Raw genomic sequence first — 26488 nt, forward strand, 5'->3', positions numbered from 1 at the left:
AAGCCTTTGCCATTGCTCTGCCTGCGTAATGAAACACGTGCGCCGGGCGAGTTCGGATGCTCAACACTCGGTTGCGATATCGCGGTTGGCTAACGATTCCGACTCGGCGAGGACTCAGCAATGGCCGATTTGTGCTGTGGCCTGTGTGAATTCTGTGATTGGAGTGAATTAGCGCCCGGTTACGACAAACCGGGGTTCAGCCGGTGCAGCTGTGTTACGTGTCGCGGTTCCAATTCGGCGAGGGAGGTCACCCCGAGCAGCGCCATGGTGCGGCTGACCTGCCCTGACAGGATCTCGATGGCACGGTCGACACCCGCCTCGCCGCCGGCCATCAGACCGTACAGATAGGCGCGGCCGACCAAGGTGAACCGCGCGCCCAGCGCGATGGCCGCCACGACGTCAGCGCCGGACATGATGCCGGTGTCCAGCAAAAGCTCGGTGTCGCGTCCCAGTTCCGCGGCCACGCGTGGCAACAAATGGAAGGGAACCGGCGCGCGGTCCAATTGACGGCCGCCGTGGTTGGACAGCAGGATCCCGTCAGCACCGAGGTCGACGACCGACTTCGCGTCCTCAAGCGTCTGAATTCCCTTGACCACCAACTTGTTCGGCCACTTTGACTTGATCCAGGCCAGGTCATCGAACGTGACAGTCGGGTCGAACATGGTGTCCAGGTACTGGGCGACCGTGCCGGGCCATCGGTCCAGCGACGCGAACGACAATGGTTCGGTGGTCAGCAGGTCGAACCACCAGCGAGGGTGCGGTACCGCGTCCAGGACCGTACGCAGCGTCAGCGCCGGCGGAATCGACATACCGTTGCGGGTGTCGCGGAGCCGGGCCCCCGCAACGGGAACGTCCACCGTCACGAGCAGCGTGTCGAACCCCGCCGCTGCGGCCCGCTCGACCAGTGCCATCGACCGGTCCCGGTCTTTCCACATGTACAACTGAAACCAATTGCGTCCGTGTGGGTTTGCCGCTTTGACCTGTTCAATGGAGGTGGTTCCCAGGGTGGACAACGAGAACGGGATGCCTGCGCGGGCGGCGGCGCGCGCGCCGGCGATCTCACCCTCGGTCCGCATCAACCTGGTGAATCCGGTGGGCGCGATCCCGAACGGCTGGGCAACGCGGTCGCCGAGTACGGTCGCGCCGGTGTCGATTTTCGCGACGTCGCGCAGGATGGTCGGGTGAAATTCGATGTCCCGGAAGGCTTGTCGTGCCCGCGCCAGTGACAACTCCTCCTCGGCGGCCCCGTCGGTGTAGTCGAACGCCGCCTTCGGCGTGCGACGTCTGGCGATACGGCGCAAGTCCTCGATCGTCAGCGCGCTGTCGAGACGGCGGCGCGTCAGGTTCAGATCCGGCGTACGGAATTGCAGCAGCGGTGCCAGCTCACGTGGGCGGGGCAGTCGGCGCTTCATCGCAGAGCTCAGTTCTGTCCGGCGGCCAGTGCCCGCCGCAGGCTCTCGCGCCGTTCTTCGATCGCCCGCCCGAAGTCCTGCAGCAGCACCGGCTTTTTCGACACCAGATCCTCGATGACGTCGCGTTCGAAACGCAGCACGGTCACTTCCTCGAGCGCATACGCGGCAGCGGTGACCGGTTCGAGGGTCAAGGCCGTCTGACCGAGGAAGTCGCCCGATTCGAGCGTGCGCACCGGCACGATCCCACCGGCATCGTCGGCCACCGCGAGTCGGACCCTTCCGCTGACGATGAACGTCATTCGCTTGGGTATCTGGCCGGAGTACTGGAGATACTCCTCGGCGCCGTAGCGGGTGAGGCGCACTCGTTTCACCAGGTCCTCTTGGTCCTCGTGGCTCAGCCGCAGGGTGGGCGCGATGATCCGCAACGATCTCTGCACCCGCTCGGTGGTCGCGAAGTCGTCCTGGGCCTCGTCGAGATGCAGACCGGCTCGTCGCGACGCGTACCAAACCCAGCGCAGGTACTGTGATTTGGCGGCGAAGTCGTCGGCGGGTGAGCGCAGCGGCACTTCTGTGCTGTATTCCATCGCACCGGATCGGACGCTGGACGGCGCCGCGCCCGGTCGCAGCTGCGGCAGCATGGCCGCCACCCGGTTGAGCATGGCGATGACGTCATCGGGTGGATCGTCGACCGAGAAGGTGGTGGTGACGCTCAGGGCGTGGGTGCCGGCAGGCCGGCTGAGGTTCTTGAACGACGCCGCGGCCAAGGCTGAGTTGGGCATGATCATCATGCCGCTGCCGGTGTCGATATGCGTTGCGCGCCAGTTGACTTCGATGACCCGCCCGCGTGCGGTCGGAGCGTCGATCCAATCGCCCAATTGAAACGGCTGCTCGAACAACAGCAGCAGACCCGAGATGATCTGCCCGACCGAATTCTGCAGCGCGAGGCCGAGCACGATGGACGACACGCCCAGCGCGGTGAACAGGCCGCCGACGTTGGCGCCCCAGATGTAGGCGAGCATGATGCCGACGCCGACGGCGATCACCGCGAATCTGGCCACGTCGAGGAAAATCGACGGAATTCGCTTACGCCAACTGCCCTCTGGAGCGCCCTGGAACATCGTCGCGTTGAGGCCGGACAGCAGCAGGACCAGGACGACGAAACCGAAGACAGTGGCGACGACGCGCACCGGCGTCGCTTCTCCGTTGACCTGGATGGCCTGCACCAGCAGGATCAGCAGCGCACCGAGAGGCAGAATATAGTTGCGCACCAGATGCACCGGGCGGGCGAGTGCGTTGTTGCGCCGCAGCAACGCATTGTGCAACTCGGTCAGGAGCACCAGGCAGACGGGAAAGCCGATGGCAACCGCGACGGCCCAGTAAAACCATCCCGAATCGAAGATGCTGCTCATTGGTACGCCAGCCGCCAGACGGGTTGTTCTTCACCATCGACGGTGATCACACCCGCGGACTCGAAATTGCGGCTGTCGCGCATCGTGTCATAGACCGCCGAGGTGACGTATACGCCGGGTTGTGGCGAGCCGCTCTGCACCTGATAGGCGAGGTTCACTGCCGACCCCCACATGTCGTAGGCGAGCGTGGACCGCGCCACCAGGCCGCTGGTGACCGTTCCAGTGTCGATGCCGGCGCGCAGGCTGAGGTCGTGTCCGGTCTCGGCGTTGAATCTTTCGATGATGCGTTGCATTTCGATCGCAAAATCGACTGTGCGCCTGACATTGTCGAGTCGGGGCACACTGAGCCCGCAACTGGCAAGGTAACCGTTGTGCAGAGTGCGTACCTGCTCGACACCGAGATTCTCTGCCGCGGCGTCGAATTGGCGTGTCAGCTTGTTGACGATCCGGAGGAGCTCGTCGGAGTTCAGATCAAACGACAGGGCGTCGAGCCCGACGACGTCGGCGAAGATCACCGTGACGTCCTGGTGGTCCTGGGCGATGGTTTCCTCGCCCTCCCGGTAGCGCTGTACGACCGGCTCGGGCATGAGCGACAGCATCAGCCGGTCGTTCTCCCGGCGTTGCTCGGCGAGCAGATCCTCCTTGATGGCCAGATTGCGGCTCATGTCGTTGAAGGCGACGGTGAGATCACCGAACTCGTCGCGCGAATACACGGGGAGGTTGATGTGGTAGTCGCCCGAACTGATCTTCTGGGCGCCGGTTTCGAGCCGGCGGATGGGTCGCACGAACAATCGCGCGAGCAGCATCGCGGCAAGACAGACGACGAAGATGATCACGACCGTCGACAGCACGAGCGTGCGGGTGAACGTGGACACCGGGGCGAACGCCTCAGATGTGTCGATCTTGGCGATCACGTTCCACCGCAGACCCTCGATGCCCGCGGGGGCGTACGCCTGTAACGTCTCATGCCCCAGATAATCCTCGGCGATCAACGTGCCCGACTGTCCGCGCAGCGCGAGTTTGGTGGCGTCGGTGGGCACCGGCTGGATCAGTGTGGTGCCGCCGCGGTCGATCGCCTCCTGGGCGATGTCCGGTGGCGTGCCCGCCTCGACGACGTCGCTCTTGTACGCTTCGGGGTCCTCGAGGAACAGCCGCGAATCAGACCGCATCAAGTCGTCGTCGCCGACGATGAACGTCTCGCCCGTCTTGCCCATCCCGAACTCTTGCCACTTGCGGTCCATCGTCATCAGGCGGTTGATCTTGGAGATCGGGAACTGCAGGGCCAGCACCCCGTCTACCCGGCCCCGAGGGCCGACCGGCGACAGGAACCACGCGGTCGGCTCGTCAGCCGGTTCGTACTCACCGAAGTCGGTCAGGCCGACGTAGTCGACGGCATTCGAATCGAGCGCCGCCTGGTAGGCCGTGGCCAGCGGGCCTCCCTTGAAGGGGCCGCTGAAGATGTTGGTGCCCAGATCGACGCCCTTGTAGGCGGTGTAGACGACGTTTCCCCGGGTGTCGAACAGCAACGCGTCCTCGAACTCGAACCGCGTGACGATCTCCCGGTAGAAGTCGTTGTAGCGGGCGTTCGCCGCCGACCATGCACTCCCGTCGCCGGCGTCGTCGAACGCGATCGCCTTGTCCCAGTCCGAGAACGGTGCGGTGTAGTACGCCTGGAGGTAGCGCTGCGCGTTCGTGTCGGGTAGCACCGCGCCGATGTCGATCTCCTCGCCGGCCTTCTTCTTCGTCGGTGCGAATTGGTTGGTGTAGTAGTCGACGATGGACTGCTGTTGGGCCGGGCTGATGTTCGCGGCATTGAGTTGATCGAACCCGGCCGTGAAGGCTTGGATGGCCTGCGTCGACGTGGCTCCCCGCGAGTAGACGACGAGGGAGTCCTTCAGGTCGCTGATGCCCGCGCGCAGCTGGCGGCTCTGTGACTGGCGGATCTCGGTGAGGCGGTCGAACACCGACTCGCGCAGCGACGACCTACCCGATTGGTATCCGATCGCACCGACCACCGCCGCCGACAGGACGCTGGTGATGAGAAGCATCATCAAGAGCTTGGACTGAATGCTGACCCTCGACGCGACGGGTAGCCGCAGCGTTCTGGTCTTCTTGACCGGCTCAGTCGGAGTGGACGATTCCGGATCGATCGATGTCGTCATTGAACCGACGACACTATCCTGCAAAACTTGCAAAAGAGGGGGCTGTAGGCAAATTGTCGTCATCCAACCGGGCCGATCCGTTCGATCTGCAGCGCTTCGTCGAGGCCCAGCATCGTGCATACGCAACCGCGCTGACCGAGCTTCGTGCGGGCCGTAAACGCAGCCACTGGATCTGGTTCGTGTTCCCTCAGATCCAGGGTCTGGGAAGCAGTCCGACAGCAATCCGTTACGCCATCACCTCGCTGGCCGAGGCAAAGGCTTATCTCGACCACGAGGTGCTCGGGCCTCGGTTGCGGGAGTGCTCGCGGATCGTCGCCGGCGTCGAGGGCGCCTCGGCCGAGGACATCTTCGGCTGGCCCGACAACATGAAGGTGCGGTCGTCAATGACGTTGTTCGCCCGAGCCGCCGAGTCCGCCGAAGTGCAAGCCGACTTTCGCGCCGTGCTGGATCGGCTCTACGGCGGTGTGGAGGATGAGCTCACGGTCCAGCAGCTGGCGAGATGATCAGCCAGCCGTGCGGCTGCACCTCCACTCGAGATACGACGTCCTGTGGTGGTGCCCCCGACCCGGCGAGAATGATGCCATGGTCGAAGCCCAGCTGCGGCAGCGAGACGGACAGCGGCTCGTCGCCGATATTGAGCGCGACCACAAGCGCGTCGGCGCCGTTACGCGTCTGGTACACGTACTGCCGGTTGGTCAGCTGCAGCGGCGACGTGCGCGCGGTGTGCAGCCATGGGTGTCGTCTGCGTAATCCGATCAAGTACTGGTGCAGCCGGAACTCGTCCTGACCGAGTTGGTTGACACCGTCTGGCGGAGCACCGAATTCGGGTCGCACCGCATCGTCGCCGCCAAACCGCTCCTCTTTGATTCCGCGGTAGGCGAACTCGTCGCCCGCGTAGATGCTCGGCGTACCTCCGGTAGTCAGCAGGATGACGAGCGCGTGTGCCAGGTGTTTGGCGTTCTCCAGACGGCTGGCGATGCGGGTCACGTCGTGATTGCCGACGAACGTCATCGGCACGAAGACGTCGAGAAATTCGCTGTGCCGCACCAGCGCCCAGTCGATCTCGTGAAAGTTCCCGTCGTTGAGGCCGCTCCAGATCGCTTTCCACAGCTCGTACTGCGTCACGGAGTCGAAGCCCCCGTCACGCACCCGCGCCGAGTAGTCGCCGTGAATGACTTCCCCGACGAACCAGGCCTCGGGAAAAACCGCACGAACGCGGGGGAGCACCTGCGCCCAGAACCGGTCGGGGACGGCGTAGGCGGCATCCAGCCGCCAGCCGTCGGCGCCGCGGCCCAGCCAGTGCGTCATGACGTCGACGGTGTAATCGACGACTTCTGGGTTGTCGTGATCGAGTGCAATCAGGTCGCCGTGGCCCTCGAACGTGTCGAACCCAGAACCGTTGCGCTGCTTGCGGAACCACGAGGTATTGGCGAACTCGGTACCTACGTGGTTGAAGACGCCATCGAGCAGCACACGCAGCCCGCGGCTGCGCGCCTCGGCGATCAGGTGATCGAAGTCGCCGTCGTCACCGAGGCGGGGATCGATGCGGTAATGGTCGGTGGTGTCGTAGCCGTGGGTGAGCGAGGCGAATATCGGACCGAGCGCCAGCCCCGAGGCGCCGAGGCCGATGACGTGATCCAGCCATTGGACAACGCGGCGCAGCCGATGCTCGCCGGCGGCGGGGGGTGTGTCGGCCGGGTACGCGCCGACGAAGCCCAATGGGTAGACCTGCCACCAGATCGCGTGCTCAACCCAGGCCGGTTCCGTCGCGGATGATCCGCGCGACGACGCTGTCACGGCCGGAACTTCGCTTCGTAGAGTGCCTTCATCTCATCGGTGTACTCGGCCGCCGGGCCGTCGACCTCGACACGCGGCGCGACGGCGGTGATGGGCAGCGGCGCCACCGGCGGCGGCGCCGCGCCCCACTCGGTCAGCCATCGGGTGAGTTGCTCCGACGATGTCGCATAGACGATGCGGCCCAAGCCGACCCACGCGTGCGCCGCCGCGCACATCGGGCAGTGCTCGCCGGAGGTGTACACCGTCGCGGCGACCCGGTCGGCGGGGGACAGTTTCGTGACGGCCCACTGCGCAATCGCGAATTCGGGGTGGCGGGTGTGGTCGCCGTCCTTGACCCGGTTGCGGTCCTCGAAGCGGATCCGACCGTCGGCGTCGACGAGGATCGACCCGAACGGCTCGTCGCCGTCTTCGAGTGCGTCGCGCGCGAGTTCGACACAACGGCTCAGGCGTTCAAGATCATGGTCGTCGATGGCCACAATCAAGAAGCTTACGGATTGGGAATCAGTCAGCAGGCCCGCGTACCGGGCACGGAGCCTCAGGTGTTGCGAAACGTGCCGGATCGGATCATGGCGGCGCCAACGGCCAGCACGCATCCGGCCGCACCCCAGGCGAGGAGGGTGGCGAGCGAGCTCGCCGCGCCGTTGGTGCCGAAGTACTCGACACTGCGCAGCAGCGCGACGCCCGAGCCCTGGGGCACGATCACGTTGAACGTCGTGTAGAAGCCGGACAGCAGTGGCTTGCCGACAGGACCTGCCGCGGCGGCGTTGCCGATGATCACGAGGAACGCCGTGAGTGCCGCAGAGGCCACGGTGCCGAACGCTGCCGCAACGCCGGTCACCGCTCCCGCGACCGCCATCGCGTAGACGAAGAGCGCGCCGAACACCTGCCAGGTGTGTCCGGTGAGCGCGCCGAGGATCACGTCGACATACAGGGTCACACCACCTGCCAGCACCAGCGAGTACGCAACGAGACTCAATGTGCGCCAAGCGAAGGTGGACGGCTTGTGCACGTCACCCATCATTCGTCCGAAGATCGTGGCGCCCACCGACGCGCCGATCGACAGGAAGATGACGGCATAGAACACGACAGTGCCCTGCGGGTCGGCCGCATTGGTCGGGGCGACGTCGGTGACATCCGCGGTCAGCCCGGCATCGGCGGCGATGCCACGTCCGACCCTCTCGGCGGCGGCCGCGACGCTTCGGCCGCCGCCACCGGCCACATAGATGTCCAGGTGGCCGGGCGCGTCGATGACGAACGCCGCGTCCGTCTTGCGCTGGAAGACCTGATCGCGTGCCGCGGCCGCGCCGACCACCTGCGTGACGCCGAGTGCGTCCTTCCCACGGACCTCGTCCACGAGTTGCTGTGGTGCTGCAACGGCGACGCTCAGGTGGTGCAGCGTCGGTTTGGCGAACGCGCCCGAGTAGCTGGCGATCATCGCGATGACGAACACCGCAAGCGCCGCCATGACCAAGGCCATATTGCGAATGTCCCTGCGGGAAGGCCGAATATCGATTGTCTCGGCGAGGGGAGCGTGGTGCTTGCCCACGGTGGATCCTTTCTGTTTCAGAGCGTGAAGTCCAGGCGGGAAAGCAGCGCATCGACGGTGTCGAGCGCGGCGGTCACCCGGCCGAGGAGATCAGCGGCTTGGCCGGATTCGCTGGGGTCTTCCATCCAGGACCGCAGCACCTCCTGGAATCCACCCACCAGGAAGCGGCTGACCGCCCCGGGTTCGAGACCCGCGGTGGCGTTGACGACGGGTAGTGCTCGGGCGGCCAACTCCTCACATGCCGGAAGGAGTGCGCCGTGGAACGCGGCGACCACCCGCTGGGCCACCGGACTGGGCACGACGTTGCGGTACATCGCGCGGTGTTCGGCGGCGAGTCCGAAGATCCGCAGAATCCGGGATCTCGGTTCGCCGTCCAGATCGGCGGTCGCGGCCGCGAAGGCGATGACGAACGATGTGGCGACCGCGTCGTCGCGGTCGGCGAAGTGCCGGTAGAAAACCTGCCTGCTGACGCCGGCCCGTGCCACGAGATCGCCGACGGTGAACCGATCGACCGGGCGTTCATGCGCCAGCGCGAACGCCGCGTCGATCAACTTGGCTCGGACGCGTTCGGCGCGCGGGTCGGCGCTTTGGGTGCGGGTGGTCACGGATTGAGGTTATGCCATTTCATGGACAACTGACTACGAAAATTTAGGTTAGCTAACACACGCCAGGGGCGCCGACGTGACGACGACCTCACCACCGGGTGGGATGTTCAATGCGACCGCCGCCAGTGCACCGGCGCTTGGACCCCGATTTCGCGATCGGGACAGCGAAGATATTGACGGTGCTGTAGACCTAGATCCGCCGGTCAGTCTTGACCGGTCAGCTTCCGAGAGGAAATCCATGGATATCGTAGGTTTGCCGGCGACGAGCTTGGCCGTCGCGGCGCTGGTCATCGGAGTCGCCGCCGGCTGCAGCAAGTCGGACGACTCATCGGCGGAGTCGTCGGCCTCGGCGACGTCCACGACCACCTCCGCCGAGGCCACCACCTCGGAGGAGACCACGTCGGAGGAGGCCGGCCCGGCTGCCGCGGAGCCGAGTGATTACGGCTCACTTCTTCTTCCGCCCGCCGATATGGGCTCCGACACACAGACTCCCGGCGGTGTGCAGTTGAATCCGGGCGGGAACCCCGGTGCGGCCCAGGTCTATGCGAGCCCGGATGGCAAGCAGCAGATCATCGACACCATCCTGGTCTTCCCCGACGTCGCTGCCGCAGACTCCAACTTCCAGAGCAATTCGGCCACGATGAACCAAGTGACCACCGGTGCGCCGGAGCCAATCGAGGTCGGTGACCAGGGTGTGATGGCGATCGGCACCTCACCGGACGGAAGCAAGTCGGTGACCGCGATCCTGTTCAGCCAGGGCAGGGCGCTGGTGTCGCTGAACTTCGAGGGCGAGCCGAACGACCCTGTCCCGCCGGATGTCGCCAAGGACATCGCCACCAAACAGGCAGGGATCATCGCCGACGGTCTGCCCGAGGAGTAGTCGCCAGGTCATCTTCGCGGGGTCAGTGGCCCGCGACTGTGTCCGATCAGTGGCCCGCAACGATGTCGGATTCGTCGACCTCTACGGGCTCCTTGGCGCCCGGCAGAACCGCGTATGCCAAGCAGACGACGCCGAACAACACGTATCCGAGCGCCACCGCCGGGCTGGCGGCCCATGACACCTCGGGTGCGTGGATGAGCCCGATGAACGACAGCGCCGCTCCGACCGCCGAGGCGATGGCGGCGTAGCGGAACTTCTTCTCGAGGATGAACGTCACCATGGTGCCGAGGATCAGGCCGACGAGCACCGCGCCTTCGCCCAGGGTCTTGAGTCCTTCGTAGACGACGCCCGCGCCGTTGAGCGCGTCCATCCCTACTTCGGCCGCCGAGGTACCAGCCGCGTTCAAGGCGTTGTCGATGAGGCCGTGTGCCCATTGCGCGAGATTGGGCAGAATCGCAGCGACCACGGCAATGGCGTGCAGCCGAGGTACCGCCTGAAACGCCTGTGCCCCGATGAGGAGACCGATGTAGAGCAGAATCGGCACGATCGCAGGGACCGGCAGAAGTGCGTCGAGAACACCGAACAGGCCCACGAAGCAGAGCACACCGATCACGACGCCGCTGGCCAGTGAGTAGCCGGCCCGGCCGCCGGCGTCCTTCCATCCCGGGTGTCCGATGTAGACCGCCGGGGGGAACGGTGAGCCGAACGCCGACCCGACGACCGCGCCGGCACCGTCGGCCAGCAGCACGCTGCGCAGGTTGTAGTTGTCGCCCGCGGCCGCAGCGCTTTCCACGTTGCTCATCGCTTCGGTGAAGTTGTAGACGCCCAACGGGATCGCGGTTCCGAGGAGCGGCGCGAGGTCGGCGAGGCCGTTGAACAGCCTGCCCGACGTCGGGTGCTGACATGTAGCCGCCGGCCCATCCGATCGCCGTTCCCACCAACAGCGCGACCAGTCCCACTGGGATGTTGCCGGGCAACTTCACGTCGGTGAAGAAGCCGATCAGGATGATGGCGAGCACCGGCAGACCGATCCAGGCCACCTCCCACATCTGCGCGGCGGGCCGCATCGAGATGAACGTGATCGAGATGCCGGCCAGCGTGCCGAGCATCGCGGCCCGGGGCGTCAGCTTGCGGATGTAGGGGCCGACGAACGCTCCGATCATGACGATCACACCGATCAGGAAGGCCCACGCCAACCCGGCCTGCCAGGCCTGGAGCGGGTCGTCGGTGTTCAAGTACACCGGCAGCATCACGACGAAGATCACGATGAACATGTGCGGCACGCTGGGCCCGTAGGGAAGCGCCGTGACGTCGGTTCTGTTCTCCCGTCGGGCAAGTCGGCGCGCGAGGAATGTGTAGTAGAGGTTTCCCAGGATCAGCGCGACGCCCAGCGCGGGCAGAACGGTACCCAGCACGTCGCCCGCCGGTACGGCGATCACCCCGATCATCAGCGCGGTCAGGGTCAGGACATTGACCAGGATGTTGAATCCGAGTCCGAAGAATGCGTTGAGGTCGCCACGAGTCCACCACGGGATCGACGACCTCTGGGGCGGATCGACCGACGGGTCGGCAGGGGGGTTGGTGACGTCGGTGCTCATCTCGGATCCCTTCAGGCGGCCGTGGCGGTCAGTGTCTGCAACGCGGGAACAATCGCGGCGGTGTCTGCAAGCCAGCCGAAGATGCCGCCCTGGGCCTTGATCATCTCCAGGCCGACGCGTTGAAATTCGAGGAAATACGAACCCACACAATCGGATACGACAAGGCATTCGTAGCCGCGGTCGTTGGCCTCTCGGGTGGTGGTGTGTACGCAGACCTCGGTGGTGACCCCGGTGATCAGCAACTGCGTGATACCCGCGGTGGCGAGCACGTCTTGCAGGTCGGTGGCGTAGAACGCGCCCTTACCCGGCTTGTCGATGACGAGCTCACCGTCGATGGGGGCGAGCTCGTCGACGATGTCGTGCCCGTATTCGCCCCGAATCAGGATGCGCCCGTATGTGCCCGGGTCGCCGATTCGCTTCGACGGCGCTCCGCGGTTCAATTTGGCCGGTGGACAATCCGACAGATCTGGGCGGTGCCCCTCGCGGGTGTGGATCACCATGATCCCCGCCGACCGGGCCGCCGCGATCAACGTCGCCAGTGGTGGTACGACCTTTTGCAGCTGGCCGACATCGTTGCCGAGGCTTTCCCCAAAGCCCCCGGGCAACAGGAAATCCCGCTGCATGTCTATGACGATCAGCGCCGTCTTACCGGCGATGATCGCGAACGGCGACGGTTCCGCGGTGACCTCTACGGACTGGCTCATACGTGCTCCTCGGCGGCGACGGGATCGATGGATGTGGAGTACGACGGTGCACGCGGTTCGTCGAGCAGCTTCGCCGCGAGTTGGAGAACCGTGTCGTCGGTCTGGGCGGCGCCGAGCAGCATTGCGCTGTAGGGACGGCCGTCCGGGGTGGTCCCCAACGGAATCGCGACGCCGAGCAGATCGAGCAGATTCCCGAAATGCGTGTAGTGGCCCAGCATGGTGTTGCAGTCGATGGGCGCCTCGAGTACCTCATCGACGGTGAACGTCGTACCGATCGTCGGCAGGACCAGCACGTCCATCGACTGCCACAACCGCGCTACCGAAGCTTTGAGATCGGCCAGCTGCTGCAGCGCCGCGAAAGTCTCGACCGCCGTGTACTTCCGCCCGCCCTGCAGGATCGACCGCACCACCGGGTGGATGGAATCCGGTTGCGCAGCAAGGAAATCTCCGAACTCCACCAGACGTTCGGCGACCCACGGACCTTGATACAGCAGAGCGCCGGCCGCCAGGAACGGCTCCAGCGGAACATCGACGGCGGTGCACGTGCGAGACACCTGCGCCCGGAACGACATGTGTGCATCGCGCATGACCGCGTCGCCGAAGAATTCCAGATCTTCCGGTGGTGGCAGTCCGACGCGGATTTGCGCACCGCGGTAGCCCACGCCCCGGTCTCGCGACCAGGCATCGCGGTCGTCGCGGCCGACCACCACGTCGAAAACGCGGTCGACGTCGTCGATCGATCCGGCCATCAGGCTGATGCAGTCCAGCGACTTGCAAGCCGGGACAAGGCCGACCGTGCTGATCAGACCGCGCGAAGGTTTGAACCCGACGACGCCGTTGAGCGCGGCCGGGACACGTCCGGACCCCGCGGTGTCGGTGGCGACGGCGAACGGCACCTGTCCCAACGCGACGGCCAGCGCCGAGCCCGAACTCGACCCGCCGGAGATCAAATCGCCGCCGTACACACTGCGCGGAATCGTGTACGGGGTACGGGTGCCGTTCAGTCCGGTAGCGAACTGGTCGAGGTTGGTCTTGCCGACATAGAGCGCGCCCGCGTCGAGCAAGTGTTGCACCGCCGGTGCCGTTGTCGTCGCGACGTAGGCGTAGTCGGGGCACGCCAACGTGGTCGTGACTCCCTCGACATCGATGCTGTCCTTGACCCCGAAGGGCACCCCGTAGAGAGGCAAAGTCCTTGCGCCGGGACGCTTTTCGATCTTCTCGGCAGCGGCGAGCAGCTGTTCGCGCGGCACGGTGGACAACCAGGTGCCGTCATCACCGCGCGCGGCGATGGCGTCGGCGACCCGGGCGGCGGTCTTGGTCGGGCAACCGGTCCCGGATGCGTGCGATGCGAGGATCTCGGCCACCGAAGGTCCGATGGACGGGCCGTGCGCGACGTCAGCCATGACTGTCGATTGTCGACAGAATCGTGGCGATCGCGGGTCAGGCGTGTGTCGTTTGTGTTAGCGCTGCAGTCGCGAGCCGAGATAGTCGAATTGCCCGTGCTCGCGCAGCGCGGTGATGACGACCGATTGATCGTTGGTGGCGAGTGCGGTGACGATGGCCCGATGCCGATCGAGACCGTCTCGTGCGTCGCGGTGGTGCGCCTCGGCCCGCATGTTGATCGCCATCGGCAATTGCAGTTTGAGCAAGACCGGCTCGAGTGCGATGTCGAGTTGCCGATTGCACGCAAGCCCGACGACCGCGGCATGAAACGCACGATGCGCGTCGTCGCGATCCAACTCGTCGGTCGCGGTGCGCATGGCGTCCAACGCCGCGCGGACGGGCTGCAGGGCCGCTTCGGGATCCGCGAGCGGCAGTGCGGTTTCGATGGCGTGGCATTCAAGGACGTGACGCAGCGCGAACAGCTGAAGGATGTCGGTGGGTGACCAGTCCGCCACCCGCGAGCCCCGGCGCGGGAAGTGTTCCACCAGACCTTGTTGGGCGAGCAACCGCAACGCCTCTCGCAGGGGCGCCCTGCTGATTCCGAGGTCGGCACACAGTTGCTCCTCGACGACCTTCTCACCGGGTGCCAGGGCCCCGCTGAGGATGGCGTCGCGCAGGCGGTGTTGGGCTAATTCAACGAGCGTGGCGGGCAGCGCGCCGCGCGCGTTGTCGACCCGTGGCGCAGCCATGGCGGTCAATCGTAGGAACTTCTCGCCGGGTTCGCTTCGTTGTGGGCAGGTGCCGACGCTCGCCGCAACCCTGCCAAGCATCCCTGAGCAGGCCGAACGACTGATCGAATGCGGAGTTCACCGGATCGCGGGCCTGCCCGCCGATCGGGTCCGGGCGGCGGCCCGTCACGTCTTCGGGTCTGGAGCGATCCTGGCCGTTCATCACGACCTCGCGCCTGCGTCGGCGCTGACGCCTCTGCTCCGCCGGGCGGGCAAGCCGGGTTTCGTGGTCAGCGACATGACCGACGTCGACGATTTCACCCCGATCCCGGCGGCCGACGTGCCCGACGCGCCGCTGTATCTGGTGTTCGACCTCGATCGCGGTGATGCCATGGCCAACTGGAGCCCCGACGAGGCGCTGCCCGGGATCGTCGATGCCGGACGGACGCCGCTGACGCTCACCGAGGGCGTGCACTGGCTGCTGCAGCAGCCGGATGCGCTGAAGCGGGGGCACTGCTTCATGACGATCGGGTCCCGCCTCACCAAGCCCTCCGGCGCCGTGGACGCCAGGACCCCCGCGCTGTGGATCAGTAACGGCACCGGCCGCGACGGCAAGGCGAACCGCGACGCACCCAAGGTCGGCTGGTGCTGGGCGGGCAATCGGCACACCTGGCTCGGCTTCGGATCGGCGGGCCGCAGGGTCAGTGTCGACGGCTGACGTCCGACCGGACGCCGTGCGCGGCGTCGACGAACGGCAGCACCGAACCGAGCCAGGCCGCCGGCTCCGACGAGAACACGACGTGTCCCGTCGGAAACGCTTCGAACGTCGATCCGGGAATGGCCTCGGCGACCTTCCTGCCCCAACGCATCGGGGCGCTCGGATCCTTGGCGCCCCACGTGATCAGTACCGGTGCGGCGATCTTGGCGGCACGCCCCCGCAGGTCGTGGCCGGGCTCGACGAAGCTCCTCCACAGTGCCGCAGCGGTTTTCGCGCCATCGGCGGTTTTCGCCCGGCCGACGACGCGGCGGGTGACCGCCTTGTCCGCCGGGGTCTTCGGCTGCATGTATGCGCGGACGAAGACGCCGAACACGGCCTTGATGACGGCTGTGCGCCCCATCGCAGCGCAGAGCGCACGGGTGACGACGCTGTGCGGCGTGAAACCCCCGGTGTTGACGAGGACCACACCCGAAACCCGTTCTGCGCGCTCGAGCGCGAGCCGGCATGCGGCGTATCCGCCGACGGAGTTGCCGATGACGACGAGATTGTCCAGCTCGAGACCGTCGGCGAATTCAACCAGCAGGTCGCCGAGTTGAACTGCGCGCAGGGGCGCAGGCGGCAGGGGAGACTCGCCGTGACCCGGCCAATCGAGGGTGAGCACACGACGGCCTCGGCCGAGGTCCGCGCGCACGGTGTCGAAGTCGCTGCGGTCGTGAAGCGCCGCGTGTAACAGCAGGATCGGAGGACCCGAACCCTCATCGGTGTAGGAGACGGTTCCCAGTGATGTGTGCTGAGTGGGCATCGGTGGGACCTTTCATTGACCGGGTGGTCGGTCAATTACACTAGGCCGAAGTCGACGTCCTGGCAAGGGAGGCAGCGTGGAAGTGGCCAACAAGCGGGTGGCTGCGGCCCAGCAGACACGCGCGAACCTGATCGAGACGGGTTTGGTGCTCGCCGAGGACCTCGGGCTCGAGGGGCTGAGCGTCAACGCCGTCGTGGCGGCGGCAGGCGTGTCGAAAGGCACGTTCTTCCACCACTTTCGGGATCGGGTGTCCTATCTGGTCGCACTGCACCGCCGCTTTCACGACGTGCTCTTCGAGGAGGTGGCGGCCGTCATCGCCGATCTGGAACCGGGTCGGGACCGCCTGGCTGCCGCCGCGGACACCTACCTCGACGCCTGTCTTCGCGATCGTGGCGTGAAGGCGTTGTTGCTGGAGGCGCGCGGCCATCTCCCCATCGCCGACGAGGTGACGCGACGCAACCGGATGAATATCGACGTCGTGGCTGCCGATTTCGCGGCGCTCGGCAGCGCCCAACCTCGGGAGGCGGCGCGACTGTGGGTTGCCGCGACGGCGGAGTGCGCGTTGATCGAACTCGAACGGGGACGCCGTGTCGCCGCCGCCCGCGCGGCGCTCGCTGATCTCGTCGGGTGAAGCGCCACTCCTCGCGGGGCGACTCGACAACCTTCACTAGAACGTGTTCTAGTGCACGGGTGGTGCAGTACACCGACATCGGCGATGTGTCCTCGGCGGAGGTCGAACGCATGCGCGCCGTATACGAGCCCCTTGCTGCCGCGGTCCGCGAGCTCATCGACGCGACGATCCGTACCGAGGTCGACGCCGACACCGTGGGCGAGGTGACGGCCGAGATCGGCGCGGCGACGGCGCGGCTGCGGTCCCGCCAATGCGAGGGTCCCTTCGGCGTGCGCTTCACCACGGGCGGCGATCGCATGGCATGGGGAAATCCGGTGATCGGGATCCGCAATCCGATCGCGCCTCCGTTGCAGATCCAGCGCGACGACGATGGCGGGGTGTTCACCGACTTTCACCTGGGGGCGGCGTACGAAGGGCCGCCCGGACATGTGCACGGTGGAGTGTCCGCGCTTGTCCTCGACCATGTGCTCGGTGAGGTGGCGGCCAACGAGGAAACGCCACGCTTCACCGGCACCATCACGCTGCGCTATCTGCGGCCCACCCGCCTCGGCGAGCTACACGCCGAGGCGAGGATCACCCGGACCGACGGGTTCAAGGCCTATGCCGCGGGCCACCTCGCCGACGAGGACGGCATCACCGTGGAGGCCGAAGGCATCTTCATACAGCCGAAGTGGGCTCGCGGCTAGGCACGATGCCGACGAGGCTGCGCGTGATGGCCCCGATCTCGGAGACCAGTACCCGCGCCGCCCCGTTGTCACCTGGCAGCAGCACCGCCTGCTGGCGCACCTGCGTATCCGCGGCCGTCAGCGCGGCGTCGTCGACGGTCCACGGCAGAGCGGGATTCGGCGGCGCGCCCCGCAGCGCCTCGACGTAATCGTCGACCGCGGCGATGAAATCGGGAGTCAGCTTGTCGGGCGACTGCATCGGCAGGCTGCGCTCGAGCGACGTGCACGCGCTGGTGACCGCGTTGAGCGCGGTGCGATAGGAGCGCAGCCACCGACGTAGATCCCGCGAATCCATCCGCGCCGCGCCGGACGCGGCTTCGAACGCGGCCCGCGCCCGGAACGCGCGCTGCCAGGCGGCCGACATGGCGTCGGCAGGGTGATCGAGTTCATGGACGAATGCCTTGACCACCGTTGCCGCATAATCGATTTCGGTCTTGAGCAATTCGCCGGCGCGTTGCTGCAGCCGCGTCAGCGCATCATCGGGCAGTACCACGTGCGCCATGACCGCCAGCCCGCCGCCGATCACGACGGAGAACAGCCGATCTTCCACCGTTGCGCCGGCCGCGGCGGCGTCGATGTCCAGCAGGAACACCACCGCGGTCGCAACTCCCGCGCTCGCCGCGAGGTAGCCGAATCGCACCACCCAGAAGGTGACCGCGAGAAACCCCACCGTCAGCACCGCGGCGGCCGCACCTGTCGGCTGCCAGATCGTGGTGATCACCGACGCGAGAATGATGCCACCGGCGATACCCGCGACCCGGCCGACGCAGCGGGTGTAGGTGTGCGCCGTCTCGGGCCGTAGGACGAACAGGACGGTGAGCGCGATCCAGTGGCCGTGCTCGATCGGGGCGTACCGGTCGGCGGCGGTGGCCAGCGCGAGGGCCGCCGATAGCCGCACGGCATGTCGCAGGATCGGCGACGCCCAGGTCAGGTGCTTGCGGACTTCGGTGAGCGCGGTCCGCAACGGGCTGATCACCACCGGTTGGAGGAGGTCGGGAAACCGGAACTCGGCCGCTTGCTGTAGTTGTTTCGAGAACCGCTGCGCGGCTACCGCTTCGGGCCCCTTCATGGCCGACACGACGGTGTCGACGCGGACCAGGGCGTGCTCGGCTTCGCGTCGTGCGTTGTGCTTGTTCTCGGCGATCGCGTCGAGCGCCACCGCGGCGTCGTTCAGCATGTGCGAGACACGTTCGCGTTCATCGGTGCCGGCACCACGCAGCGCCAGCAGTGTTGCCATCAACCGCTCGGGTAGGCGATGGCCGCCGTGGTAAGCCTCGGGCCGCCTCGTCGCCTGGGTGTCGGCGAACGCGTCGCGAAGCCCGGTCAGCTGGGCCGCCTCCTCCGGTGGTTCGTCTTGATCGGCGCTGATGCGTCGCGCCTCGGTGGCCAGGGACCGGTACGCCAGCGCCAGCGCATCGCTCTGCGTGCGCCAACGCTGGGGAGGCCAGACGGCGATGAGCGCCGCCTGCACACAGCCCGCCGCGATCGTCAGGATCGTGGACAGGGCGACCGACGTCACCGACGGCGCATTCGGAGGTGCGATCACCAACAGCGCAGTGCCCGCAGCGGCGACGAGCCCAGCATGGCCCCCGAGCGCCCACTGCATGCCGGCCGCCAGGCACCACACCGCGACGACGACGATGAACACGATGGTGTAGGCGGACGTCAACGCACCGACGAGGACGGCGCCGGCCATCTGCAAGGCCACGATGACGACGAGTTGCACACGTCCGCCGGGGCTGTCCTGCAGCGCGATCGCGCCACAGACCACCCCGGCGGCGGCAGTCCACACCGCGGCGGCACCGCCGCCGATGGCCAGCGCGAGGATCGCCATCGCCAGGACACCGAGCAGGCTGCGAACCACCGCGCCGAGGTCCGGCGTGGGCGGCTTCAACACCTCGAAGACCCGGCTGGCAGTGGTCATCCACCCATTCTGACGTCACCGAAGCCGCTCGACGGCCGAACTCGGTGCGAGTCGCGCGACAAAGCCGGCGCGGCGTTTTCGGGATGGGTGATAAGGCTCGGTGAGCCCGGCGCCAAACAGCTTGCGGCACATGGCAAGAACCCACAGGGATTTACGTATTCGTCAACAGCCGAGTCCGTGGTCGATTTGGCTGTATAAGTTCAATTTGCCCGATAGAGTCGGCCCTGGGTTATAGAGCAGCCGGAGGTGCCGATGCCCAACGATGCTGTCGTGTTCGACGGCGTTGCTGGATTTTGCTCGGCGCACCGCATTCCGCCCACCGTTCAGATTCGCCGATCAGCAATGAGTGCCGGCATGTCCGGCCGACGAAGGGGCACTTGATGAGTACTGCAGCAGAGCGGGCGGCTCAACTCGAACTGACGTCCCGACTCAAATCGGCATACCCCGAACTTCCCGATGCGCCGACGCCGGACATGCTTGACCACGGCCGTATCACCGCGTACCTCAAGCCCGTCCACGACGTCGGCGGCGAGCCGGACGCGCCGATGAAATACGAGAACAAGCAGTACGAGCTCTGGGAACACATGACGTACGTCATCTGCGAGGTGCTGGGCTGGCGCGGGATCTGGCTGTCGGAGGAGCGACGGCGCATCGGCAACGTCGACGTCGGGCGCGCGGAGTATCTCGGCCTGCCGTACTACGGCCGCTGGTTGCTCGCTGTCGCTCGCGTTCTGGTGGAGAAGCACCACATCGGGCTGACCGAGTTGAGCGAGCGGATGGCCGAGGTCCAACAGCGCTACGCCGGTGGGCTCGAGGGCAAGACGCTGGAGGCCAAACCGAAGTCCGAGGGCGACGGGTCGCACGTCAAGCGCAACGAGCACGCCGAAGAGGCGAACGGGAAGGGCGATCCGCAGTGCTATTCCGGTCAGGCCGGGACGCCCAGGTTCAAGGTCGGTGACCCGGTCGTGGTCCGCGAACTCCCGGTGATCTTCTACACGCGCACCCCTGAATACGTGCGCGGTGCGACCGGCGAAATCGAGGCCGTCGCCTACGAGAGCCCGGCAGCCGAGGACGAAACCTGGGATCGCCCCGCAAAGCCGGAGTGGTTCTACGTCGTCAGGTTCAACATGGCCGACCTCTGGTACGGCTACACCGGAACCGACCACGACGTCATATCGACCGAGATACCCGAACACTGGCTCGACGCCGCCAAATAGACTCTGACAGAAGGGATTTCGATTTGTCTGACCACGGTCACGACCACGACCACGACCACGACCGGACCGTCGCGCCGATGGTCGACGAGATCACCGACTTCGAGGTTCTGGAGATCGCACTTCGCGAACTGTGCATCGAGAAGGGCATCTTCACGGCCGTGGAGCACCGCTTGATGACCGAGTTCGCCGAGCAGATCGGGCCGACTCCCGCCGCGCGCCTGGTGGCCAAGGCGTGGCTCGATCCGGCGTTCAAGGAACTCGCTCTTGCCGAACCGATGACGGCGAGCAAGGAGGTCGGCGTCGATTGGCTGCATCCCACCGGCTGGGGCACGCCGAGCGACTTCACCGCATTCCAGATCCTCGCGGACACCCCTACGGTGCACAACGTCATCGTCTGCGCGCTGTGCTCGTGCTATCCGAGACCGATACTCGGCAACTCACCGGAGTGGTACCGTACCCCCAACTATCGTCGGCGTCTGGTCCGCTGGCCCAGGCAGGTGCTGGCGGAGTTCGGGCTGTACCTGCCGGACGACATCACGGTCCATGTCCAGGATTCCAACCAGAAGCACCGATTCATGGTGATGCCCTTGCAGCCCGAGGGCACCGAGGGCTGGACCGAGGATCAGCTCGTCGAGATCATCACCCGCGACTGCCTGATCGGCGTAGCCCTGCCGAAGGCGGGGGTCACGACCAACATGATCGTCGACACCCGCCCCGCGATTCATCCGGGCAACGCCGGATGAACGCCGCCGACGGTCCCGCGTCGATCGGGTCATCCCGGATCGCACCGCTGGAGGAGATCGTCGAGCGCGATCAGGTCTGGTACCGGATGGCCGCCAAGTGGGGCGTCGAAAATCCTGTGCCACCGTGGAAGTCGAGTCTGGACGGCATGTGCGACGCTTTGGACCGCGCCTCGTGTGACGAGAACATCCCTGATTTCAAGCAGCGCCGTGACGAGGAGGACGCGCTATCGGCGACGCTGTACTCCAATCTGCCGTATCCCGAGAACCAGCTGATGTCGCTGGCGCACTCTCTGGTGAGCCGAGGCGTCATCGACGAGGCCGAACTCAAACAGCGGCTGGCGAGCATCCGGGCGAGGCTGGAAGCCTGACCACGTCCTCGCGGTAGGTTCGACCGGTGGAGAAGGTGATCATCGCGCTTCGGCGCGCGGATGCGGATGACGCATGGTGCACGAGGATGCGGACCGACGTCGTTGCGGACCTGCTCGAGCTCGGATTGCCTGGACTGACGGTCAATGTGCGGGACGGCGTCGTGCGCAACTCGATCATGACGTTGACGACGCTGGAGCCGCCGGTCGTCGGGTTCGTCACCCTATGGGCGCATCAGTCGTACGCCGAGCCGGTGACTGCGGCGTTGTCCCGGCTGGCGTCCGAGGCGGACGAGGTCGCCGCTTATCTGGTCACGGAATCGGTGCCGTTGCCGCCGCCCGCCACCGCAGCCGGCGCGCGAACGGACGGCTTCGCGAACATCGCGCTGCTGCGCAGGCCTGAGGACTTGGACGAGGCGACCTGGCTGCGGCGCTGGCACATCGACCACACCCCGGTGGCCATCGAAACGCAGTCCACGTTCGGTTACACCCAGAACGCGGTGGTGCGCGCCTTGACTCCGGACGCCCCGCCGATCGACGCGATCGTCGAAGAGCTCTTTCCCGAAGCGGCGATAAGCGATCTGCACGCGTTCTTCGGCGCTCCCGACGACGCCGAACTGAGCCGCCGGATGGACCGAATGGTGGCCAGCACCTCGGCATTCGGCGCGAACCGCAACGTCGACACCGTGCCGACGAGCCGCTACGTTTACCGAACGCCGTTCGTCACCGACAACCGGATCGGGTGAGGTCAGATGCCCACACTGGAGGAAGCCTTCGCCCTTGCGGCCGACGACAGCGGCCTCGCTGTGGTCTCGAGCGTGCGCGCCGACGCCACGGTCCAGGCGTCACTGGTCAACGTCGGTGTGCTCACCCATCCCGCGACGGGGCAGCCGGCCCTGGGCTTCGTCACCTACGGCAAAGTCAAACTGGCGAACCTGCGCGCACGTCCACAACTGGCGGTCACGTTCCGTAAGGGATGGCAGTGGGCCACGGTGGAGGGCACCGCCGAGTTGGTGGGACCCGACGATCCGCAAGGCTGGCTCGCCGATACCGAACAGCTTCGGCTGCTGTTGCGCGAGGTGTTCACCGCCGCCGGTGGAACACACGATGATTGGGACGAATACGACCGCGTGATGGCCGAGCAGCGCAGGACCGTCGTCCTAATCGCACCCACCCGGGTGTACAGCAACGGTTAGCGCATACGCTCACTCGCGTGATTCTCGAGATTGCCGACGACCAGCGGGTGCGGACGCTGACGCTCAATCGGCCCGACGTCCTCAACGCGTTCAACGAGGAGCTGTACTTCGCCACCGCGACCGCGCTGAACGAGGCCGCCGCCGATCCGGAAGTCGCCGTGGTGTTGCTGACGGGTGCCGGGCGGGCATTCAGCGCCGGCAACGACCTCAACGAAATGCAGAGGCGCATCACCGATCCCGAGTTCAACGAGAAGGGCAGCCACTTCTCGACGATGATCGAGGCGCTCGCAGACTTCCCCAAACCGTTGATCATTGCGGTGAACGGAGTGGGGGTGGGCATCGGCGCGACGATCCTCGGTTATGCGGATCTGGCGTTCATGTCCTCGGCCGCACGCCTGAAGACCCCCTTCACCAGCCTCGGCGTGGCGCCGGAGGCGGCGTCGTCGTACCTGTTGCCACGGTTGATGGGCCGGCAGAACGCCGCATGGCTGTTGCTGTCCTCGGAATGGGTCGGTGCCGAGGAGGCGCAGGCGATGGGGTTGGTCTGGAAGGTCTGCGAGCCCGACGATCTGTTACCCGAGGCTCGCCGTCATGCCGAAATCCTTGCCTCCCGGCCGATTTCGAGTCTCATGGCCGTCAAGCAGACGATCATCGCGCCGACCCGCGAGGGCATCGCCGCGGCGACGGAAAGAGAGAACGGGCACTTCGCGGTCCTGATGGGCGCGGCTGCCAATGCCGCCGCGCTGGCGGATTTCACCGGCAAGGGTCAGTAGGCGTCGGCCGAAACCGCCGCGGTCGTTCGCGGCTGAAATCTCCTCTGTCACTTTAGTTTCTGTTGTCACATTCCGGATTCTGCTGTCGGTGGTCGAATGTATGTTCGAATCATGTTGGCGACTCCGGTTCAGGTGGCGATGGCCGCACTGCGGTCCGCCCACGAATCGCTGGCCGGCTGCGACCTGGACATGCTCACCCACCGCGAACTGCTCGACGTGCTCGACGAGTTGGAGACGCTGTCGTGCCAGCTGCCCGCGCAGTGGCATCGCGCGCTGGCCCGGCTGCAGGTCGAGACCACACCCAAGGAGTTGGGTGCCAAGAACTGGAAAGACGTACTGCGCATCCGGTGGCGGATCTCGGCGACCGAGGCCAACCGCCGCCTGGCCGAAGCCGAGGTACTCGGGCCGCGGCGGGCGTTGACCGGCGAACCGTTGGCGCCGGTGCTGGCCGCCGCAGCCGCCGCGCAGGCCGCGGGGCAGATCACCGGCGAGCATGTGGAGAAGATCCGCGACGCCATGGGTCGGATTCCCGGCTGGGTTGATGCTGCGACCCGCGAACAGATCGAAGAAGACTTGGTGCGCATCGCGGTCGGTGTCGGCCCCTACGAACTGGGCAGGGCCGCCACCACCATGCTGTTCCTCTTGGATCAGGATGGTCCGGAACCCGACGACACCGAACGCCAGCGGAAGCGCGGCTTTATCTGTGGTCCGCAGGGCCGTGACGGCATGGTCGCCATCAAGGGCGATCTGACGCCGGAAGCGTGGGCGGTGCTCGAACCCATCTTCGCCAAATGGGCCGCCCCCGGCATGTGCAACCCCGACGACGACCACCCCTGCGTCAGCGGCACCCCCTCACAGGAACAGATCGACACCGATCACCGCACCCTGGCCCAACGCCAACACGACGCCCTGATCGCGATCGGGCGCAACGCGTTGGAGTCGGGCGAGTTGGGTCAGCACAACGGGTTGCCGACCTCGATCATCATCCGCACCACCCTGCACGACCTCGAATCCCGCGCGGGCGTGGGTACCACCGGCGGTGGCAGCCTCCTACCGATCAAGGATGTGATCCGCCTGGCCGCCCACGCCCACCACTGGCTGGCGGTGTTCGACAACGCCACCGGGCAAGCCCTGGACCTGTTCCGCGCCAAACGGACCGCGTCGCCGGCGCAGCGGATCATGCTGATCGCGCGCGACGGGGGCTGCACCAAACCGTGCTGCGCGGTGCCGGCCTACGGAGCGCAGGTGCATCACGCCCTGCAGGATTGGGCCGACGGCGGCAACTCCAACGTCAACGAGATGACCCTGGCGTGTGGACCGGACAACCGCCTCGTCGACAAGGACAACGGGTGGACCACCACCATCAACGACCACGGCGACGCCGAGTGGCACCCACCACCCGCACTGGACACGGGCCAAACCCGCATCAACTACCACCACCGCCCCGAACTACTCCTCCGACCACCAGACAAGGACGACGGCAACAACGAACGCGGACCCTAAGGTCCTACCGGCTCAGCGTTCTTTTCGCGCAGCCGTTCTTCGACGGGCAGCCGGCGACATCGTGATGGGTCGCGATGATGGCGCGCAATGTACGGCGGCATCGGCCGCAGTCGCCTCCGGCGCCGCAGGCTTCGGTGATCTGCTTGGACGTGCAGGCGCCGTTGGCGACGAGCTGGTCGACGTCGTGGCTCGTCACTCCCATGCACAGGCATACGAACATCGGCGGCTCAGCTCTGCTCGTCGATGCTCATGAGGTGGGCGAATCTGCCCACGAACTGGGTGGGGTAGGGCCCGAGGCCCGCATTCGACATCCATTCCGCGGCCGCATCCGGATGATCTACCCATTGCCGAGCCGCGGTCTCGTCCTCGATTTCCTGCAGGATCATCACTTCCTGTCCGTCGTCGAGCGCGCGATAAACCCAGATCTTGCGTACTCCGCCGCGTTTGAAGCGGTCGAGTCCGTCGTGCACCTTGACCATCAGTGCAGAGACGTCTTCGACCGAGGACATGACGCCGACGACGACCCGGCCGACATGTTCGTCGGCTGACGGCGGGTACAGATCGATCTTTTCGACGACCTCGCCACCGAAAATCGGTGGAATGTCGTCGGCACCCGAAATGTTGAACCACTCGAAAATCTCGGGTGACCGCAGTACTTTCCGCATCGAACGGACGTGCCGAATACCAATGGTCACCAATACTCGGTTCTGTTCCCATATCGATGTGTAGAGAACGACATGGTGGGCTCCGATAGCGGCGAGTCCGTCTGAATGCTTCTTCAACCATGTCCACATGCGATCGACGTCATCGACGCGGAAATCGCAGGCGAGAATAAGAGAGTGCAGATCGAAATCACCCATTCCCATTCCCTATCCATAGGCCAGGCTTGCAAGCGTTAGCGCAGTCTAACCTTACTTAGCCTAGGCAGTCCAGAGTAGGTACCTGATCTGCGCCCCGCCGGTGTCACGATCGTTCGCGATCACCCTGAAAACACGCCCGCGCAACGTAAAGGATGCGCCAGTACTCATTTCCTGCACTAGATTGGGTATGGCACCACCCACAGCGACAACTGTCAGCCCTCAAGTTGCCTAGGAGCGAGATGCAAGGGGATCCCGACGTTCTGAAATTGCTCAATGAGCAACTGACGAGCGAATTGACCGCCATTAACCAGTATTTCTTGCATTCGAAGATGCAGGCGAATTGGGGATTCACCGAGCTTGCTGAATATACGCGCAAAGAGTCGTTCGAAGAAATGCAGCACGCCGAGTCGATCACTGACCGAATTCTGCTTCTCGACGGCCTGCCGAACTATCAGCGGCTGTTCTCGCTGCGAATTGGGCAGACATTGCGTGAACAATTCGAGGCCGACCTGGCGATCGAATACGAGGTGGTAGGGCGGCTGAGGCCCGGCATCATCATGTGCCGCGAGAAGGAGGATGCGACCTCGGCGAACCTCTTGGAGGGCATCCTCGCCAACGAAGAGGAGCACATCGACTACCTCGAAACCCAACTCCAGCTGATGGACAAGCTCGGCGTCGAGCTGTACTCGGCCCAGTGCGTGTCGCGGCCGCCAACCAGCGCCTAGTCCACGGTCAAACCGTCGCCATCGCGGAGCCTGATCTTCCCGCGGTGTCGTAACTTTCATAGCCTATCTAACGATAGGTCTG

Annotated in this window: 27 protein-coding genes and 1 pseudogene; 13 read left to right on the forward strand and 15 right to left on the reverse strand. The window is 65.8% G+C overall.

Annotated features, from left to right (window positions below; genetic code table 11):
• Window positions 1-179: 179 nt before the first annotated feature.
• From G6N36_RS03955 to G6N36_RS03965, 3 genes are read right to left on the reverse strand one after another with little or no spacing between them, the layout of a single operon-like run.
• Window positions 180-1412 (reverse strand): alpha-hydroxy acid oxidase, encoded by a 1233-nt coding sequence (locus G6N36_RS03955; RefSeq protein WP_163685130.1) that lies wholly within the window; start codon window positions 1410-1412, stop codon window positions 180-182.
• Window positions 1413-1420: 8 nt separating this feature from the next.
• Window positions 1421-2821, reverse strand: a complete 1401-nt coding sequence (locus G6N36_RS03960; protein ID WP_163685132.1) for a mechanosensitive ion channel family protein — start codon at window positions 2819-2821, stop codon at window positions 1421-1423.
• A complete protein-coding gene (locus G6N36_RS03965) occupies window positions 2818-4983 on the reverse strand; it encodes an adenylate/guanylate cyclase domain-containing protein (protein WP_163685134.1) in 2166 nt (721 codons plus the stop codon). The genes G6N36_RS03960 and G6N36_RS03965 overlap by 4 nt, the downstream gene beginning before the upstream one ends.
• A 53-nt stretch (window positions 4984-5036) precedes the next feature.
• Here G6N36_RS03965 and G6N36_RS03970 point away from each other — a divergent pair, with 53 nt between their 5' ends.
• Window positions 5037-5486, forward strand: a complete 450-nt coding sequence (locus G6N36_RS03970; protein ID WP_235689965.1) for a DUF1810 domain-containing protein — start codon at window positions 5037-5039, stop codon at window positions 5484-5486.
• Here the strand turns inward: G6N36_RS03970 and G6N36_RS03975 are convergent.
• From G6N36_RS03975 to G6N36_RS03990, 4 genes are read right to left on the reverse strand one after another with little or no spacing between them, the layout of a single operon-like run.
• The gene (locus G6N36_RS03975) at window positions 5461-6780 is read right to left on the reverse strand and encodes an alpha-amylase family protein (protein WP_163685137.1); all 1320 of its coding nucleotides are present in this window, start codon (window positions 6778-6780) and stop codon (window positions 5461-5463) included. The genes G6N36_RS03970 and G6N36_RS03975 overlap by 26 nt on opposite strands.
• Window positions 6777-7256: a nucleoside deaminase gene (locus G6N36_RS03980; RefSeq protein WP_163685139.1), complete on the reverse strand. Its 480-nt coding sequence runs from the start codon at window positions 7254-7256 to the stop codon at window positions 6777-6779. The genes G6N36_RS03975 and G6N36_RS03980 overlap by 4 nt, the downstream gene beginning before the upstream one ends.
• 59 nt (window positions 7257-7315) lie before the next feature.
• A complete protein-coding gene (locus G6N36_RS03985; protein WP_372512226.1) occupies window positions 7316-8326 on the reverse strand; it encodes an ABC-2 transporter permease in 1011 nt (336 codons plus the stop codon).
• A 17-nt stretch (window positions 8327-8343) separates the two neighbouring features.
• The gene (locus G6N36_RS03990; RefSeq protein WP_163685141.1) at window positions 8344-8931 is read right to left on the reverse strand and encodes a TetR/AcrR family transcriptional regulator; all 588 of its coding nucleotides are present in this window, start codon (window positions 8929-8931) and stop codon (window positions 8344-8346) included.
• Between the two features lie 238 nt (window positions 8932-9169).
• Between G6N36_RS03990 and G6N36_RS03995 the strand changes: the two genes are divergently transcribed.
• The gene (locus tag G6N36_RS03995; protein WP_163685142.1) at window positions 9170-9811 is read left to right on the forward strand and encodes a hypothetical protein; all 642 of its coding nucleotides are present in this window, start codon (window positions 9170-9172) and stop codon (window positions 9809-9811) included.
• Between the two features lie 46 nt (window positions 9812-9857).
• Here the strand turns inward: G6N36_RS03995 and G6N36_RS04000 are convergent.
• From G6N36_RS04000 to G6N36_RS04015, 4 genes and pseudogenes are all read right to left on the reverse strand, one after another.
• Window positions 9858-11409, reverse strand: a pseudogene (locus G6N36_RS04000) (regulator).
• Window positions 11410-11420: 11 nt separating this feature from the next.
• On the reverse strand, window positions 11421-12113 hold the full coding sequence (locus G6N36_RS04005) for a cysteine hydrolase family protein (RefSeq protein ID WP_163685144.1): 693 nt from the start codon (window positions 12111-12113) through the stop codon (window positions 11421-11423).
• A complete protein-coding gene (locus G6N36_RS04010) occupies window positions 12110-13516 on the reverse strand; it encodes an allophanate hydrolase (RefSeq protein ID WP_163685146.1) in 1407 nt (468 codons plus the stop codon). The genes G6N36_RS04005 and G6N36_RS04010 overlap by 4 nt, the downstream gene beginning before the upstream one ends.
• A 57-nt stretch (window positions 13517-13573) precedes the next feature.
• A complete protein-coding gene (locus tag G6N36_RS04015; RefSeq protein WP_163685148.1) occupies window positions 13574-14245 on the reverse strand; it encodes a GntR family transcriptional regulator in 672 nt (223 codons plus the stop codon).
• Between G6N36_RS04015 and G6N36_RS04020 the strand changes: the two genes are divergently transcribed.
• Window positions 14244-14942, forward strand: coding sequence for a DUF5701 family protein (locus G6N36_RS04020; protein WP_197746600.1), 699 nt, complete (start codon window positions 14244-14246; stop codon window positions 14940-14942). The genes G6N36_RS04015 and G6N36_RS04020 overlap by 2 nt on opposite strands.
• Here the strand turns inward: G6N36_RS04020 and G6N36_RS04025 are convergent.
• On the reverse strand, window positions 14926-15744 hold the full coding sequence (locus tag G6N36_RS04025; RefSeq protein ID WP_163685151.1) for an alpha/beta fold hydrolase: 819 nt from the start codon (window positions 15742-15744) through the stop codon (window positions 14926-14928). The genes G6N36_RS04020 and G6N36_RS04025 overlap by 17 nt on opposite strands.
• 76 nt (window positions 15745-15820) lie before the next feature.
• Between G6N36_RS04025 and G6N36_RS04030 the strand changes: the two genes are divergently transcribed.
• Window positions 15821-16375: a TetR/AcrR family transcriptional regulator gene (locus G6N36_RS04030; RefSeq protein ID WP_163685153.1), complete on the forward strand. Its 555-nt coding sequence runs from the start codon at window positions 15821-15823 to the stop codon at window positions 16373-16375.
• Between the two features lie 59 nt (window positions 16376-16434).
• Window positions 16435-17061, forward strand: coding sequence for a PaaI family thioesterase (locus G6N36_RS04035; protein ID WP_163685155.1), 627 nt, complete (start codon window positions 16435-16437; stop codon window positions 17059-17061).
• Here G6N36_RS04035 and G6N36_RS04040 read toward each other — a convergent pair.
• Window positions 17033-19024, reverse strand: a complete 1992-nt coding sequence (locus G6N36_RS04040; RefSeq protein ID WP_163685156.1) for an FUSC family protein — start codon at window positions 19022-19024, stop codon at window positions 17033-17035. The genes G6N36_RS04035 and G6N36_RS04040 overlap by 29 nt on opposite strands.
• A 380-nt stretch (window positions 19025-19404) precedes the next feature.
• On the opposite strand from G6N36_RS04040, the gene G6N36_RS04045 reads away from it, so the two are divergent.
• From G6N36_RS04045 to G6N36_RS04075, 7 genes are all read left to right on the forward strand, one after another.
• Entirely contained in the window at window positions 19405-20241 is an 837-nt protein-coding gene (locus tag G6N36_RS04045) for an SH3-like domain-containing protein (RefSeq protein WP_163685158.1), read from the forward strand.
• 77 nt (window positions 20242-20318) lie between these two features.
• Window positions 20319-20984 carry a thiocyanate hydrolase subunit gamma gene (gene scnC / locus G6N36_RS04050; protein ID WP_163690383.1) on the forward strand — a complete coding sequence of 222 codons (666 nt, stop codon included), beginning with the start codon at window positions 20319-20321 and terminating at the stop codon, window positions 20982-20984.
• Entirely contained in the window at window positions 20981-21352 is a 372-nt protein-coding gene (locus G6N36_RS04055; RefSeq protein ID WP_163685161.1) for a thiocyanate hydrolase, read from the forward strand. Before scnC ends, G6N36_RS04055 begins: the two co-directional genes overlap by 4 nt.
• Window positions 21353-21378: 26 nt before the next feature.
• Window positions 21379-22095: an EthD domain-containing protein gene (locus tag G6N36_RS04060; RefSeq protein ID WP_163685163.1), complete on the forward strand. Its 717-nt coding sequence runs from the start codon at window positions 21379-21381 to the stop codon at window positions 22093-22095.
• Between the two features lie 6 nt (window positions 22096-22101).
• Window positions 22102-22545: a TIGR03618 family F420-dependent PPOX class oxidoreductase gene (locus G6N36_RS04065; protein WP_163685165.1), complete on the forward strand. Its 444-nt coding sequence runs from the start codon at window positions 22102-22104 to the stop codon at window positions 22543-22545.
• Between the two features lie 17 nt (window positions 22546-22562).
• Entirely contained in the window at window positions 22563-23318 is a 756-nt protein-coding gene (locus tag G6N36_RS04070; RefSeq protein WP_163685167.1) for an enoyl-CoA hydratase/isomerase family protein, read from the forward strand.
• Window positions 23319-23414: 96 nt separating this feature from the next.
• Window positions 23415-24821, forward strand: coding sequence for an HNH endonuclease signature motif containing protein (locus G6N36_RS04075; protein WP_163685169.1), 1407 nt, complete (start codon window positions 23415-23417; stop codon window positions 24819-24821).
• 4 nt (window positions 24822-24825) lie between these two features.
• Here G6N36_RS04075 and G6N36_RS04080 read toward each other — a convergent pair whose 3' ends face one another.
• A complete protein-coding gene (locus tag G6N36_RS04080; RefSeq protein WP_163685172.1) occupies window positions 24826-25041 on the reverse strand; it encodes a (2Fe-2S)-binding protein in 216 nt (71 codons plus the stop codon).
• Window positions 25042-25048: 7 nt separating this feature from the next.
• Window positions 25049-25681 carry a fatty-acid--CoA ligase gene (locus G6N36_RS04085; RefSeq protein WP_163685174.1) on the reverse strand — a complete coding sequence of 211 codons (633 nt, stop codon included), beginning with the start codon at window positions 25679-25681 and terminating at the stop codon, window positions 25049-25051.
• A gap of 239 nt (window positions 25682-25920) precedes the next feature.
• Between G6N36_RS04085 and bfr the strand changes: the two genes are divergently transcribed.
• A complete protein-coding gene (gene bfr / locus G6N36_RS04090) occupies window positions 25921-26406 on the forward strand; it encodes a bacterioferritin (protein WP_163690385.1) in 486 nt (161 codons plus the stop codon).
• The last annotated feature ends 82 nt before the right edge of the window (window positions 26407-26488 follow it).

This window comes from Mycolicibacterium gadium (genome assembly GCF_010728925.1).
In the GTDB taxonomy this organism is placed as follows: Bacteria; Actinomycetota; Actinomycetes; order Mycobacteriales; family Mycobacteriaceae; genus Mycobacterium; species Mycobacterium gadium.